This is a genomic window from Variovorax sp. GW821-FHT10C12 (genome assembly GCF_059415405.1).
In genome coordinates this window covers 33,777-48,592 of record NZ_JBWKNE010000004.1, presented here as the reverse complement: position 1 = coordinate 48,592, position 14,816 = coordinate 33,777, and the positions used below count along the sequence as shown (strand labels likewise).

Genomic DNA, 14,816 nt, shown 5'->3' with positions numbered 1-14,816 from the left:
ACGAAGAGAAGAAAGCGATTGCGTCCATGAGCGATACCTCCGGCACCTCCTCCTCCCTCCCTCGCACCACCACGGCCCTGTCGGTCAACCTCAACAAGGTGGCCCTGGTGCGCAACACGCGCCACCTGGGCATCCCGAGCGTGGTGGGCGCCGCCCAGGCCTGCCTGGCGGCGGGCGCGCAGGGCATCACCGTGCATCCGCGCCCCGACGCGCGCCACATCCGTGTGCACGACGTGAGTGACCTGTCGGAACTGCTGGCGCGCGACTGGCCAAAGATCGAGTTCAACATCGAAGGCAATCCCTTCCACAACCTGATGGACTTCGTGCGCGAGCTCAAGCCGCACCAGGCCACCTTCGTGCCCGACAGCGAAACCCAGTCGACCAGCGACCACGGCTGGAGCTTCCCGGAAGACGCCGAGCGCCTGCGCCCGCTGATCGCCGAAGCCAAGGCACTGGGCGTGCGCGTGAGCCTGTTCATGGACCCGATCCCCGAGATGATGGCCGCCGTCAAGGCCGTGGGCGCCGACCGCGTCGAGCTCTACACCGAGGGCTACGCCGCCTCGCGCGGCACGCCGCAGGAAGCCGCCGTGCTCGCGCGCTACGTGGCCGCGGCGCAGGCCGCCCATGCGGCGGGCCTGGGCGTCAACGCCGGCCACGACCTGAGCCGCGACAACCTCACGCCGTTCCTGCGCGCGGTGCGCGGCGTGCACGAGGTGTCGATCGGCCATGCCTTCGTCGCCGATGCGCTCGAACTCGGGTACGCCGCCACCACGCGCGACTACCTGCGCTGCATCGCCGACGCCGCATGATCTACGGCATCGGGACCGACATCTGCGACGTGCGCCGCATCGCGGCCACCTTCGAGCGCCAGGGCGAGCGCTTCGCCCGCCGGGTCCTGAGCGACGCGGAGTTCGCCATCTGGCAGGCCCGCGCTGCACGCTGGCCCAAGCGCGGCCTGAGCTACCTCGCCACGCGCTTTTCCGCCAAGGAAGCCTTCAGCAAGGCCATCGGCCTGGGCATGCGCATGCCGATGAGCTGGCGCCTGTGCGAGATCGCCAACCTGCGCAGCGGCAAGCCGGTGATCGTGCTGCACGGCGAGCTGAAAGACTGGTTCGAGGCGCAGGGCCTGACGGCGCACGTGACCGTCACCGACGAAACCGAGTACGCCGCCAGCTTCGTGGTGGTGGAAAAGGCCTGAACGAATCTCCGGCGCCGTTGCGCCTTGCCGACCGATCGACCGACATGACCGACCTGAACCACGCGCCGCTCCTCATCGATGTGGCCGGCACCGAACTCACCGCCGCCGACCGCCGGCGCCTCGCGAACCCGCATGTGGGCGGCGTGATCCACTTCACCCGCAACTGGCAGGACCGCGCGCAGATGACTGCGCTGAACGCCGAGATCAAGGCGATCCGCCCCGACCTGCTGATCTGCGTCGACCACGAAGGCGGCCGCGTGCAGCGCTTTCGCACCGACGGCTTCACGCGGGTGCCCTCGATGCGCAGCCTGGGCGAACTGTGGATGCACGATGCCCTGCGCGCCACGCAGGTCGCCACCGCCGCCGGGCAGGTGCTGGCCGGCGAGCTGCGCGCCTGCGGCGTTGACTTCAGCTTCGCACCGGTGCTCGACCTGGACTACGGTGGCAGCAGCGTGATCGGCGACCGCAGCTTCCACCGCGACCCGCGCGTGGTCGCGCTGCTCGCCAAGAGCGTGATGCACGGCATGCTGCAGATGGGCATGCGCAATTGCGGCAAGCACTTTCCGGGGCATGGCTTCGTGCAGGCCGATTCGCACGTCGAGATCCCGGTCGACCGGCGCAGCCTGAAGGCCATCCTGGCCGACGACGCACGGCCCTACGACTGGCTGGGCGGCACGCTCGCGGCCGTGATGCCGGCGCACGTGATCTACCCGAAGGTCGACAAGCGGCCGGCGGGTTTCTCCGAAAAATGGCTGAAGGACATCCTGCGCCAGCGCTTCGCGTTCGACGGCGCCGTGTTCAGCGACGACCTGAGCATGGAGGCCGGGCGCTACATCGACGGCCAGCTGCTGAGCTACACCGATGCCGTACTGGCGGCGCTCGCGGCGGGTTGCGACCTGGCGCTGCTGTGCAACCAGAGCATCGGCGAAGGCCGGCCGCTGGACGAGATGCTCGACGGCTTCACCGCCGCGGCGGCCGACGGCCGCTGGCAGGGCGATGCGGCCAGCGAAGCACGGCGCCGGTCGCTGCTGCCGAGCGATGAAGCGCTTGACTGGCAGGCGCTCACGGCCTCGACGCGCTACGTGCAGGCGCAGCGCCTGCTGGCCGGCGCTCAGTCGCGGAAGGGCCGCACCGGCAGCTGATTCGCCGCGGGGCCGAGCAACGCGGCCACCTCGGGTGTCTTGAACAGCGATTCCAGCCAGGGCTTGTCGGCCAGGCCGGCCCGGAAGAAGACCTGCAGCAGCCGCAGGGTTTCGGTGCGCAGCGCGCGCGTCAGCATTTCAGCGTCGATCCGCGGCGTGCCGACGGGCGTCAGCGCCGCGCAGGCCTGCGCCACGGTGCGCAACACCTGTTCGGCGAAGTCGCGCTGCGGCGGCCACAGGTGCGCGTAGAGCTGGGCCACGAGGTCGATGTCTTCCACGCGGCTGCGCGGCAGCAGGTGGCGCAGCACCGCACGTCGCGCCCGCATGGCGAGCGAGGCGGCATGCGCGAGGTTGGCTGGCGGCTCGACCGGCGCCGCGCGGTGCAGCAGTTCGGGAATGACCGCGAAGCGCGCGCCGGCCACGATGCAGCGGCACAGCATCTGCAGGTCGTCGTGCACCGCCGCGAACTCGGGGTCGTGGCGCACGCCGGTGCGTTCCAGGAAGCCGCGGCGCACCAGGCAGGCCGACAGCCGCAGCGGCTCGGGGCCCAAGGCTTCGGCCACGATCTCGTCGTGCCGCTGGGCGCACTTCAGCGGTCCGGCCGGCGTCTCGCTCCAGCAGCCGACGATGTCCAGGTCCGGGCAGGCGGCGAGCAGCGCGGCCTGGCGCTGCAGGCGGCCGGGCAGGGCGCGGTCGCCTGCATCGGCGAAGACCACGTGGTCGCCGGTGGCCTGCGCGAGCGCGAGGTTGCGCAGGGTGGGGCGGTCGCAGGCCATGGGCAGCGCGATCCACCGCAGGCCGGGGGCGATGGCGCGCGCCTCGCTTTCAGCCGCTGCTGGAAGGCCTGCCGCGACCACGACCAGCTCCAGCGCCACGTCGGCCTGTGCGGCCCAGTCGCGCAAGTCCTGCAGCCAGTCGTCGCGGCTGCCGTCGGGCGTCAGGCAGACCGTCACGCGCGGCATGGTCACGGGCGGTACGCGGTCGGGCTGCTGGGCGCGCCAGGCGAAGTAGCGTTCGAGCGCGGGGCCGATGTCCGGCGGCGCCACGGCTGCGTTGATCTTGTCGAGCCCCTCGCGTTCGAGTCGGGCGCGGCGCGGCGCATCGGCGACCAGCGCCACGACGGTGTCGACCAGCTGGTCGTAGGGCACGCCCACCACCGCATCGCGGAAGGCCGGGTCGACCTCGCTGTCGGGATAGAGCTCGCAGACCACGGCCTTGCGGTGGCGCAGCAAGGTCGACAGGCGCGGCGTCTCGACCACGCGCGAGTCCTCCCAGTTGTGCAGGTTCAGCAGGACCTTGGTGCGGCGCATGGTCGCTTCGCGCTTCTCCAGCGACCAGAACCCGCCGTTCGTGACCTCGACGCGCAGGCCCCGCGCCTGCAGCGCTTCGATGATGTCGATGCGCCGCTGCGTGAGCGAGCCGAAGAAGCAGACATCGATGTCCCGTGCTTCCTCGGGCAGCACCTCGGACCACGGCAGGGTGCGCGCCGCGTCAGGCTCCCAGCCGAGTGGCACGCAGTCGGCGTTCTGGTAGCCGAGCTCGCGGTGACGCTGGAAGTTGGTTTTGCTGTACTCCCACAGGTAGCAGCGCGGGAGCAGGTCGAGGTAGTTGGCGTTCCAGGCATGCGTGCCCTCGATCATTGGCTCGAGGTTCACGACGATGCAGTTCGGGTGGAATGCCGCGATGCGCTGCCACGGGATGTTCCAGAAGAAGAACAGCAGGTTGATCGCGCCCGGATCGATGTTGTGCGGCGTGTACGTCGTCGGGTAGCCCAGCCGCTCGGCCGCCAGCTGGTAGGTGCGCACGATGTCGCCGCAGACCGCGTCCTCGGACAGTGACGTGAAGTGCAGCCGTGGCAGGGTCATGGCGACGACTGTAGCGGGTCAGGTCAATCCGAACCTGGCGCGCCCACCACCGCGGGCCACAGCGGCGCACCGCCCGCCTCCAGGTGCGTCAGGTACAGGCGCAGCTCGAACTCGAAGCGGTGGTACTCGGGCTCCATGTGCGTGCACAGCGCGTAGAAGGGCTTGTCGTGGTTCTTCTCGCGCGTGTGGGCCAGTTCGTGCACGACGATCATGCGCAGCCATTCGAGCGGCACGGTCTTGAACAGGCTGGCCACGCGGATCTCGCGCTTGGTCTTGAGCTTGCTGCCCTGCACGCGGGCGATGGTGGTGTGGGTGCCCAGCGCGTGGCGCACCACATGCAGCTTGTTGTCGAACACCGCCTTGGCCAGCGGCTCGGCCTTGCGCATGTACTCGCCCTTGAGTTCGCAGGCGTAGTCGTACAGCGCGCGGTCGGTGCGGATGTCGTGCAGGCCGGCGTAGCGTCCGCGCAGCAGGGCGCCGAGCTTGTCGGCCGCCATCAGCTCACTCACCTGCGCCAGCAGCGCGGGCGGGTACGCGGACAGGTACTTCATCTGCGGCTCACCCCGCCGTGCGCGCCGAATAGGCGAGCCCGGCCGCGACGCCGCCGAGCAGGTCGCCTTCGATCAGCGGCACGCCGGCGAAACTCGCGCGCAGCGCCCGCTGGAACGGGCGCAGGGCCGACGAGCCGCCGGTGAGGTAGATGGCGTCGAGGTCGCCGCTGCGCAGGCCGGCGCGCTTCACGCAGGCGTGGGCGCAGGCCACCACGTTCTCCAGCGGCGCCGCGAGCTGCTGCGCCATGTCGGCCGGCGTCAGCGCCGACACCAGCCCCGCCTCGATGCACGACAGGTCGATCTGTACCTCGGCGTCGCTGACCGAGCCGTTGATCTTGGCCTGTTCGACCTCGCTGGCGATGCGGTGGCCGTGGCGCTCCTCGAGCACCGTCATCAGGCGGTCGTGCAGGTGTCGGTCGCTGTAGCTGGTGCGCAGTTCGCGCGCCTGGCGCACGGCCTTCGGGGCGTAGAGCCAGTTGATCAGGTGCCAGGACGACAGCTCGAAGAACACCTTGCTGGGCACCTCGCGCCCGCTCGGGCCGAGGTGGCGCAGCCCGAGCAGCGGCATCACGCGCTCCAGGTTCAGGCGCTGGTCGAAGTCGGTGCCGCCGATGTGCACGCCGCTGGTGGCCAGCACGTCGTCGGCGCGGTCAGGGCGCGCCATGCGCTCGGGGCCCAGGCGCACCACGGTGAAGTCGGAGGTGCCGCCGCCGATGTCGACGATCAGGATCAGCGACTCGCGCGTGACGCGCTGCTCGTAGTCGAAGGCCGCGGCAATGGGTTCGTACTGGAAGGACACGTCGCGCAGGCCGGCCGCACGCGCGGCGTGGCGCATGCTTTCTTCGGCACGCTGGTCGCGCTTGGCGTCGTCATCGACGAAGTGCACCGGGCGGCCGATGACCACGCGCTCGGGGCGCTGCCCCAGCTCGCGTTCGGCGCGCGTCACCAGTTCGTGCAGGAAGCGCGCGATGATGTCCTCGAAGCTGACCAGCCCGTCGTAGACGGCGGTTTTTTCCTGCATCAGCGGGCTGCCGAGCAGGCTCTTGAGCGAGCGCATGAGCCGGCCTTCGACGCCGGACAGGTACAGCGCGATGGCGTCGCGGCCGAAGTGCGTGCTGCGGTCCTCGGCGTTGAAGAAGAGGGCGGTCGGCAGGGTGGTGGCGCTGCCTTCGATGGGCAGCAGGCGCGCGGCCTCGCCGGGGGAGGCGTAGGAGACCGCGGAATTCGAAGTGCCGAAATCGATGCCGATGGCCGGGGTGCGTAGGGGATTCATTCAAGCAGGAAATCGGAGGGCCCAAGAGTGTAGAGGGTCGGCCGAAGCGCGCGATAGACTGCGGCCCAATGACCACCCCACCCGGACGCCGTCGATGCCGCTGTGCCTGACCTTCTTCGACCGGCTCGACGAGCCGGTGCTGCGCAACCACAGCCACTACTGCCGCCGTTTCGGCTACCCCCATGCCTGGGTGGAGACCGAGCGCGCCGGGCACCCCGCGCTGCGCGACTGCGCGAAATACGCCGAGATGCTGCGCCGCCTGCGCGGGCTCGACGAGGGCGACTGGCTGCTCTTTCTCGATGGTGATTCGGTGGTGTTCCACCCGGTGGCCGTCGAAACGCTCCTGGAAGGTCGCGACCTGCTCGTGGTGGACGGGCCCAAGGGCCTGCCGCTCGTCAACCTGATGATCCTGCGCAACACGGCGGCCAACCGCGCGCTGCTGCATGCGCTCATCCGGGCGGCGAGCCAGGTCGTCGCGCGCGTCACGCCCCGTCTCGACGCGGCGGCGCTGCTGCAGCCGGCCGGCCTGCTGCCGTGCAACGGGCCCATCGGCGACTGCTATGTGAACGTCTCGTGGCGCATCGCGACCTGGTTCCATGCCCGCATCTTCGTGGTGCACCTGGCGGCCCTGCCGGAGCTGGATGCCGAAGGCCGCGTGATGGAAGAGCTGCTGCACGACGCGAACCTGCAGCGCCTGCTGGTGCGCCGGGTGAACGCGGCGCTGATCGACGGCGAGCCCGTGCTGCCGTCGCCGGCCTACCCGGCGATCTCTGAAGACGCGTATTCGTGCGTCAACCCGCAGGCGTCCATCGCCTTCGTCACGCTCTACACGCACCACATCAACGACTACGCGCGCGTGTCGGAGCACAACGTGCGGCGCTACTGCGAGCGGCACGGGTATGGCTACCACGTCTACCGCGGCATCCCGGACGAACTCGATCCGTCGATCAGCGGCGCCTGGGTGAAGAGCTGGCTCGTGAAGCGGCATCTCGCACAGCACCAGTGGGTGGTGTGGGTCGATGCCGACACGCTGTTCGTCAACCAGGCGAAACGCATCGAGCCGCTGCTCGAAGGCCGCGACCTGCTGTTCGCGAAGGACATCGGCGCGTGGGACGTGAATTCGGGCGTGATGGGCTTCCGCCACACCGAGGGCAACCTCGCGCTGCTCACGCAGCTGTGGGAGCGCATCACCGGCGTCGACGACAAGTCGACCGTGTACGCCAGCCAGGGCGACCAGTACTACACGAACGTGGTGCTCGGCGAGCACGGCCTGATCGGCGATGCGGTCATTACCGACCTGCTGAGCATCAACACGCCGCCGCACCTGGCGGGCGACGACAGCCTGCTGGTGCACTTCGTGGGGCTCGGGGAGCCTTACCGGTCGGTGTACATGGCGGACGTGGACGCGCGGTCCAAGCGCCTGGGTTGAGCTGAAGCTGAAGCGGGGCGCTCAGCGGCCCAGCTTGTGCAGCGTGTCGCGCACGTCGTCCACCAGCCACAGGCCGAGGCTGCGATCGCTCTGCGGGTACTGGCGCGAGCCGTCGTCCGTGGCGTAGATGATGGATTCGGTGACGTTGCCCTCGACGATCAGGCGCCGGGGCGGCGGCAGATGGAAGGGCGCCATCTCCATGTTGATCGGTGTCCAGCCGCCCGTCTGGATGTCTGCATTGCGCGGCAGCGAGCGGTAGGTGAAGGTGGTGGTCAGCAGCCACTTCGACCGGCTGGCCGCCACCGCATGCAGGGCCCGGAAGGCATCGGCATGGGAAAAATGGAACAGGCAGTCGCGGCACAGGACGAGGTCGACGGTCGGCAAGGCGTCGCTCAGAAGGTCCAGCCGGCTGAAACGGCGTCCCGGCCGCGCGAAGCGCCCCGTGTTGCGCACCACCAGCGCATCGACGATGTCGGCGCCGTGGTAGTCGATGCCCGTCAGGTCGACGTGCTGCATCCAGTTGAAGTCGCCGCAGGGCACGTCGAGCAGGCTGTGCACCTGCAGCTCGCGCAGCAGGTGCGGCAGCTCCCGGATCACCTGCGCGGTGTTCGTGAGCTCGGAGCCCGCGCCGGACACGCTCTCTGCCGAGCCCCAGGCGTTCGATTTGAAGATGTCGGAGAAGACAGTTTCGGGCGCCTGGGTGGTCATGGGTGCAGAAAGATGGTGAGCGCGAAGGGGGGCGGTGTCGTCAGCTTTCCCGGCGCAGCGCGGGGAACAGGATCACGTCGCGGATGCTCGGCGAATCGGTCAGCAGCATCATCAGGCGGTCGATGCCGATGCCGCAGCCGCCGGTGGGCGGCATGCCGTATTCGAGGGCGCGCACGAAGTCGTGGTCGTAGAACATGGCTTCGTCGTCACCGCTGTCCTTGGCGGCCACCTGCGCGTTGAAGCGCGCGGCCTGGTCTTCGGCGTCGTTCAGCTCGCTGAAGCCGTTGCCGAACTCGCGGCCGGTGATGTACAGCTCGAAGCGCTCGGTGACCTCGGGGCGCTCGTCGTTGGCGCGTGCCAGCGGCGAGATCTCGGTCGGGTGCTCCATGATGAAGGTCGGCTGCCAGAGCTTCTCTTCCACGGTCTCCTCGAAGTACATCACCTGCAGGCTGGCGAGGCTGCGCTGCGAGAGCTTGTCCTTTTCTTCGCTCAGGCCGAGCTTGCGCAGGGCGTTGATGAGCCAGGCGCTGTCGTCCACGCCATCACCGGCATCGGTGTGCTTGAGGATCGCTTCGCGGATCGTCAGGCGCTCGAAGGGTTGCGTGAGGTCGACGGCCTTGCCGCCGTAGGTGAGCTGCTGCGTGCCCACGGCCTTGTCGGCGATGGTGCGGATCAGCGTCTCGGTGAAGTCCATCAGGTCGCGGTAGTTCCAGTAGGCCGCGTAGAACTCCATCATCGTGAACTCGGGGTTGTGCCGCACCGAGATGCCCTCGTTGCGGTAGCTCCGGTTGATCTCGAACACGCGCTCGAAGCCGCCGACGATCAGGCGCTTGAGGTACAGCTCGGGCGCGATGCGCAGGAACATCTCCTGGTCGAGCGCGTTGTGGTGCGTCTTGAAGGGCTTGGCGTTCGCCCCGCCCGGAATGGGGTGCAGCATGGGCGTCTCGACTTCGAGGAAGTCGTTGGCCACCATGAACTCGCGCAGCGCGCTCACGGCCTTGCTGCGCGCGGTGAAGCGCACGCGGGCCGATTCGTCGGTGATCAGGTCGACATAGCGCTGGCGGTACTTCTGCTCCTGGTCGGCCATGCCGTGGAACTTGTCGGGCAGCGGACGCAGGCTCTTGGTGAGCAGGCGCAGGCGGCTGACCTTGATCGACAGTTCGCCGGTCTTGGTCTTCATGAGCGTGCCTTCGGCACCGAGGATGTCGCCGAGGTCCCAGCGCTTGAAGTCGGCATACGCCTCTTCGCCGATGGCGTCGCGCGTCACGTAGAGCTGGATGCGGCCGGTGGCGTCCTGCACGGTCGCGAAGCTGGCCTTGCCCATCACGCGCTTGAGCATCATGCGGCCGGCCACGCTGACGGCCACGGCCTGCGCTTCCAGCGCCTCGGGCTCGGTGCCGCCGTGCTGCTCGACCAGCGCCGCGGCGCGGTGGCCGGGTTTGAAGTCGTTCGGGAATGCGACCCCCTTGCCTTCGGTCTGCGCCGTGCGCAGCAGCTTGAGCTTTTCGCGGCGTTCGACGATGAGCTGGTTGTCGTCGACGGCGGGCGTGGAAACGGGGGGGGTCTGTGGGTCGGACATGGGAGGCGGGTGAGGCGCAACCGGGAGCGTGCGCGGGGTTGGCATTTTAGCCGATAGGTCTTGCGCAAAAGCTGCAGCGAGCGCCCGTCGGTCTTGTGCAATGCGCTATGAAAAAAGGAGCATATCAGTCAAGGGCGCTCCTTGCGTGGGTCAGATTTTTCCGATCAGTTGATCGCGCGCGGGGGCCAGGAAGTACGCGACTTCCGGGGTGTCCATGCGCTGCGCCAGCCAGGCGGCGTCGATCAGCCCGGCCATGCGGTAGCGAAGGATCAGCCGCACGGCCTCGCGCCGGAGTACGCGTGCCAGCGTGGCGGTTTCCAGGTTCGAGGGAAGGGACGGCAGTGCCGCGACGCGTGCCATCAGGCCCAGCACGGACGCGGCAAACGCGGCGTCGGGTGGCCAGTAGGCGGCGCGCATCTGCGCCAGCTGCTCGTGTTCGTGTGCCGCGAGCGAGGGGAAGTACTCGCGCAGCAAGGCATGCTGCGAACGAACGGCAGCGTCGCTGGCCGCGAGCGCCTCGTCCTCGCTCGGCGTCGTCGGCGTACCGCGACGGCACAGCGGCGCGGCGATGGCGGCCAGGCGGGCGCCCGCCGTCGCGCAGCGGTGCAGGAAATACTGAGCCTCGAGGTCGCCGTCGAACGCATCGTCATGGCGCAGGTCGTGCCGCACGAGGAATTCGCGCCGGTACATGCAGGTGCGTGCGCGCAGCACACGGTCGGTGCCGAGAAACTCGGCGCGGATTTCGTGGTCGAGTTCGGGTGCCCGGTGCATCTGCAGTGTCTCGCCTTCGCCTTCCTCGAGCCAGCTGCCGACGATGTCGATCTCGGGATGCGCGGCCAGGAAGGCGGCCTGGCGGTGGAGCCGGTCGGGGGCGGCGGTGTCGCCGTTGTCCCAGAACACGAGGTAGTCGGCATCGGCCTGGCGGACCGCGGCGTCGCGGGCGTTGGCCCGGTTGAACTTGCCCGGCAGCAGGATGACCGTGTCGTCGGGGTAAGCCGTCATCTCGCCGGCGCGCACAGCGGACGTGGCCCGGATGACCGCCAGCTCGCATTGCACTTGTGCCGCGAGGCCGGGCAGGAGTTGGGTTGCCGTATGTTCCGCCGCAATCACGACCGCCACCCGGAATCGCTGCGCATGCGCCGCCTCGCGCCAGGTGCCGGGCTGCTGGGCCTGCCACTGGAAGAAGCGGTCCAGCGCCGGACCGAGCCAGCGCGTCTGCGCCCGGGCGGTCAGGCGTTCGTACCCGATGCGTTCCAGCTCGGCCCGTCGCGCCGGGTTGGCCAGCAGGCGAAGCGTGGCATCGACCAGGCCTTCCCACGGGGCGCCTTCCACCGCGTCGCGCAGGCTCGGATCGATGTCGCTGTCCGGGTAGAGCTCGCAGACCACCGCCTTGCGGTTGCGCAGCAGGACCGTCAGCCGGGGAATTTCGACGATGCGCGAGTTGTCCAGCTGGTGCATGTTGATCACCACCTTGGCGCGTTGCAGGTGGGCATCGCGCTCGGCATTGCGCCACGGCTGCGGCATGGGCAGCACCACGCGAACGCCCCGCGCGATCAGCGCTTCCAGCACCTGCACGCGGCGCGGGGTGGTGGCGCCGAAGAAGACGACGTCGATGTCCTGCTCGGCATCGGGCAGCACGGCGTCCGCGGCCGGCTCGGCACCGGCACCGCGCTGGTAGGCGAGCGGCACGTGGTCGGAGGCGGTGAAGCCCAGCTCGACGTTCTTCTGGAAGTTGGCGAGGCTGTACTCCCAGACGTAGTACGCCCCCAGCGTGGCCCTGTAACCCTCGGTGAAGCAGAAATTGCCCGGCGCCAGGTGCTCGAAGTTGACGATGATGCAGCGCGAGTGGATGTCCTTGAACCACCGCCAATCGCCCTGCCAGGCAAAGAACACGACATTCACGGCATCGGGGTCGGGGTCGACCTGGTGCGGCGAAAAACGGGTTTCGTAGCCGAGCGCTTCCGCCGCCAGCCGGTACGACTCGACGATGTCGTCGAACTGGTCGATGTCCGCCATGCCGTGCAGGTGCGTGAAGTGCAGCCGCGGCTTGCGGCGCGCAGGCCGCAGCGCCGCCGGGGCCTTCGTGTCGTGCGGCCGGCCGGCCCCCTGTTCGATGCGCAGGGCGTCATGGCCCATGACCACCGCCCGGAAGCGGTCCGGGTACCCCATGTAGTGCAGCATGAGGCTGTCGCTGTCCTGCAGCGCGGGGTGCGAGTTGAAGGACACGCCATCCGACAGCGGCATCGCCGCCTCGCTGCCCGCTTCGCGCCAGGCGGCGACGAAGAATGCCTGGTCGCCGCCGGACAGGTAGATGCCGCTCTTGTCGGCGACCTCGTCGATCAGCGCCTGCACACGCTCCAGGTACGCGATGCAGGCCGGCGTGTTCGAGAACACCATGAAGCCGCTGTTGAACTCGTAGCCCGACACGTCGCGCGCCAGCGCCACCGGCCGGCCGCGCAGCAGGGACGCGAGCGGCCGTGTGCGGTCGTGGATCAGGATGTCGGCATCGACCCACGCGACCTGTTCGTGCTCGGCCAGGTGCTTGAGCAGCAGCCGGGGCTTGATCCAGTTGCCGGCCACGCGGCCCCGCAGGTCGGCGGGCAGGTCACGGTAGACGTGGTGGGTGTAGCCGTGGTGGTCGGCGTAGGCGGCGATGTTGCGCTCCGACAGCGTGGCATAGCCGGCGATGTTGGGCGTGTAGCTGGTCAGCAAGGCAACGGGGCGGCCGGCGTTGCGCACGGCGTAGTCCGGCTGGCCCGTGGGGGGGGGCGGCAGGTCGTCGTAGAGCTGGCCGTCGCGCGCCAGCACCGTGTTGAGGTAGTCCACGAAGATGCCCCGCACCCGCCGGTCCTGCACATCGACGTGGACCGCGGGATTGAACGAGAGCACGAAGGCCGAGACCTCCGGCAGGTAGTGGCCGAAGCGGGCGAACAGCAGGTTGGGGTAGTGCCGGCCGTCGATGAGCTGGTGGTGCGGATGGGCCGCGATGCCTTCGAGCTCGCGGTGCGCCCAGCGGTCGGTGTCCGCTTCGGTCGCGATGCGCAGGCGGTCGAGCACGGCGTTCACCAGGACCGTGGCTTCAGGGCCGGCGCGCAGCATGAAGCAGCTGCCCTCGGGGCGGTGGTGGTGCTCGTTCTCGGCGATCCAGTGCGCTGCGTCGCCGATCACGGCCGGTGCCGGCAGCGGCCCGAGAAAGGCCGCGTCGTCGTCCGCGAAGACCAGCAGCGTGCCGTCGGGCGCATCGGCCAGCGCGGCGCTCACCACGCTGTACTTGTAGACCAGCAGCGTGCGCGCGCTGTTGTGCGGCGTGCCGATGGCGTGCAGCCGGTGCGTGTAGCCCCAGCGGGCGCAGTAGGCGCGGTGGTTGTCCGCGAAGGCGTCTGCGCCCGCGCGCAGCAGGATCGAGTGGAAGCGGACCGGCGCCGGGCTCATCTCGCCGACCGATCTATTCGGTGATGCCGGTGCGCGTCAGCAGGTCGCTGACCAGTTCCAGGCGCATCAGCGGGCTGTCGAGTTCCATCAGGCGCTGCTTCAGCTCGACCTGCATCGGCACCAGCTCGCACCAGCGGTTGGCCACCCAGCCGCAATCGTCGAAGCGGTAGGGCGCGCCGATCGGCAGGCGCACCGCGTCGCCTTGCGCGCGGCGGCGCTCTTCGAGGGTGTCGATGAGGCGGCGCAGCGCGGTGGCGGTGTGGCGCAGGTCGTTGGGGATGTCGAGCGCGATGTCTTCGGCAACGGCTTCGACCTCGGCGACCCACAGGCCGTGCTTCTGCAGCTCGCTGCTGCGCACGCGAAAACGCGTCGTGCCGACGCATTCGATCTGCAGCAGGCCGCTTTGCGGCGCGTCGAACGTGCGGATGTCGGCGAGCGTGCCGACGGCGGCAAAGCTTTCGGCTTCGGCGCCGGCCTTGCGCACCTCGGTGCCGCTGGTCAGGCTGACGACGCCGAAGGGGGCACCGGCCTTGCGGCACTTGCCGATCATGTCGAGGTAGCGGACCTCGAAGATGCGCAGCGGCAGCAGGCCATCGGGAAACAGGACCGTACCGAGCGGGAAAAGGGGAATGAGCACGTTGAAAGGGCCCTGCGCAGGTGCAGGGATCAGCTGGATTGAAAGATCACGTCGAGGACCGCCGCGTGTTCGGGGCGCAGCAGCCCGCTGGCCTGGCAGGCGTGGCGCGCGCCATTGAGCAGCTTGACCAGCGACTCCTTGCAGCCGCTCGCACTCTGGCCCCAGCGGGTGTCGATATCCAGGAAGGCGGAGTGGGCCGCGCGATGCAGGTCGACCAGGTGCTGCAGTGTCTGCGGCATGTCTTCTGGCTGGCGGTACAGGGTCAACAGCTGTTCGCATTCGCGGCCCTGAAGACGCGGGAAGACGAGCGGCAGGAAGCGCCGGTAGATGCGGTCCTTCGAGGCATAGAGGCGGTCCCGCTGCAGGGTGCGGGAGGTCATGCCCGCATGGATGCGGTAACGGGTCAGCGGTTCGGGCAGGTTGGCGAAACGCGCGCCGTGGAGCATGCAGTCCATCCAGAAGCCGAGGTCGTCGACGACGTAGAGGTTGGGGTCGAAGCGCAGCGCGTGTGCGCGGTAGAAGTCCATGCGCCCCATCGTGCTCTGGTTGGCGAGGTAGTTGGCGCCCTCGACCATGCGGGCCTTGATCATCGCGTCGTCCAGCGGCAGGCCGGTGATGCCCGACTGGTCGTGGAAGTGCTCCAGCTGGCTGCCGACGATGGTGACCTCGGGGTTGTCCTCGAGAAAGCCGACCTGCTTCTCGAACCGCCTCGGCATCGCGCAATCGTCGTGGTCGACGCGCGCCAGGTACTTGCCGCGCGCCATCGCCATCGCGATGTTCATGTTGGCCGGCAGGCCGAGGTTGCAGTCGTTGCGGTGCCGCCGGATGCGCGGGTCGTCGAGACCCGCCAGCCGCTCCCAGGTGCCATCGGTGCTGGCGTCGTCCATGACGAGCAGTTCGAAATCGGTGAAGCTCTGCGTCAGCACCGATTGAAGCGTTTCGGTCAGGAGGTCGCCGCTGTTGAAGGTGGGGAGAACGACGCTGAGCAAAGGCATGGAGTTC

At 69.0% G+C, this 14,816-nt stretch carries 12 protein-coding genes; 4 read left to right on the top strand and 8 right to left on the bottom strand.

Annotated features, from left to right (window positions below):
• Positions 1-26 precede the first annotated feature (26 nt).
• The 3 genes from AC07OH_RS19610 to nagZ are packed head-to-tail and all read left to right on the top strand — an operon-like array spanning position 27 to position 2,340.
• On the top strand, positions 27-809 hold the full coding sequence (locus AC07OH_RS19610; protein WP_495301820.1) for a pyridoxine 5'-phosphate synthase: 783 nt from the start codon (positions 27-29) through the stop codon (positions 807-809).
• Complete coding sequence (acpS, locus tag AC07OH_RS19605) at positions 806-1,198, top strand: holo-ACP synthase (protein ID WP_056572075.1); 393 nt, start codon at positions 806-808, stop codon at positions 1,196-1,198. The genes AC07OH_RS19610 and acpS overlap by 4 nt, the downstream gene beginning before the upstream one ends.
• A 44-nt stretch (positions 1,199-1,242) precedes the next feature.
• Positions 1,243-2,340 (top strand): beta-N-acetylhexosaminidase, encoded by a 1,098-nt coding sequence (nagZ, locus tag AC07OH_RS19600; RefSeq protein WP_495301819.1) that lies wholly within the window; start codon positions 1,243-1,245, stop codon positions 2,338-2,340.
• Here nagZ and AC07OH_RS19595 read toward each other — a convergent pair.
• Genes AC07OH_RS19595 through AC07OH_RS19585 form a run of 3 tightly spaced genes read right to left on the bottom strand, consistent with a single transcriptional unit; the run spans position 2,310 to position 6,029 of the window.
• Positions 2,310-4,205 (bottom strand): glycosyltransferase family A protein, encoded by a 1,896-nt coding sequence (locus AC07OH_RS19595; protein ID WP_495301818.1) that lies wholly within the window; start codon positions 4,203-4,205, stop codon positions 2,310-2,312. The two genes, nagZ and AC07OH_RS19595, sit on opposite strands and share 31 nt — an antisense overlap.
• A 23-nt stretch (positions 4,206-4,228) precedes the next feature.
• Positions 4,229-4,756 carry a YgjP-like metallopeptidase domain-containing protein gene (locus AC07OH_RS19590; RefSeq protein WP_495301817.1) on the bottom strand — a complete coding sequence of 176 codons (528 nt, stop codon included), beginning with the start codon at positions 4,754-4,756 and terminating at the stop codon, positions 4,229-4,231.
• A 7-nt stretch (positions 4,757-4,763) separates the two neighbouring features.
• Complete coding sequence (locus tag AC07OH_RS19585) at positions 4,764-6,029, bottom strand: Hsp70 family protein (RefSeq protein ID WP_495301816.1); 1,266 nt, start codon at positions 6,027-6,029, stop codon at positions 4,764-4,766.
• 94 nt (positions 6,030-6,123) lie between these two features.
• Between AC07OH_RS19585 and AC07OH_RS19580 the strand changes: the two genes are divergently transcribed.
• The gene (locus AC07OH_RS19580; protein WP_495301815.1) at positions 6,124-7,458 is read left to right on the top strand and encodes a galactosyl transferase GMA12/MNN10 family protein; all 1,335 of its coding nucleotides are present in this window, start codon (positions 6,124-6,126) and stop codon (positions 7,456-7,458) included.
• Between the two features lie 21 nt (positions 7,459-7,479).
• Here the strand turns inward: AC07OH_RS19580 and AC07OH_RS19575 are convergent, their stop codons facing one another.
• The 5 genes from AC07OH_RS19575 to AC07OH_RS19555 form a co-directional block, all read right to left on the bottom strand.
• Positions 7,480-8,166 carry a class I SAM-dependent methyltransferase gene (locus AC07OH_RS19575; RefSeq protein ID WP_495301814.1) on the bottom strand — a complete coding sequence of 229 codons (687 nt, stop codon included), beginning with the start codon at positions 8,164-8,166 and terminating at the stop codon, positions 7,480-7,482.
• A 40-nt stretch (positions 8,167-8,206) separates the two neighbouring features.
• The gene (gene lysS, locus AC07OH_RS19570; protein WP_495301813.1) at positions 8,207-9,745 is read right to left on the bottom strand and encodes a lysine--tRNA ligase; all 1,539 of its coding nucleotides are present in this window, start codon (positions 9,743-9,745) and stop codon (positions 8,207-8,209) included.
• A gap of 150 nt (positions 9,746-9,895) precedes the next feature.
• The gene (locus tag AC07OH_RS19565; RefSeq protein WP_495301812.1) at positions 9,896-13,177 is read right to left on the bottom strand and encodes a glycosyltransferase; all 3,282 of its coding nucleotides are present in this window, start codon (positions 13,175-13,177) and stop codon (positions 9,896-9,898) included.
• 13 nt (positions 13,178-13,190) lie between these two features.
• Complete coding sequence (locus tag AC07OH_RS19560) at positions 13,191-13,814, bottom strand: LON peptidase substrate-binding domain-containing protein (protein WP_495301811.1); 624 nt, start codon at positions 13,812-13,814, stop codon at positions 13,191-13,193.
• Between the two features lie 29 nt (positions 13,815-13,843).
• Positions 13,844-14,809 (bottom strand): glycosyltransferase family 2 protein, encoded by a 966-nt coding sequence (locus tag AC07OH_RS19555; protein ID WP_495301810.1) that lies wholly within the window; start codon positions 14,807-14,809, stop codon positions 13,844-13,846.
• Positions 14,810-14,816: the final 7 nt, after the last annotated feature.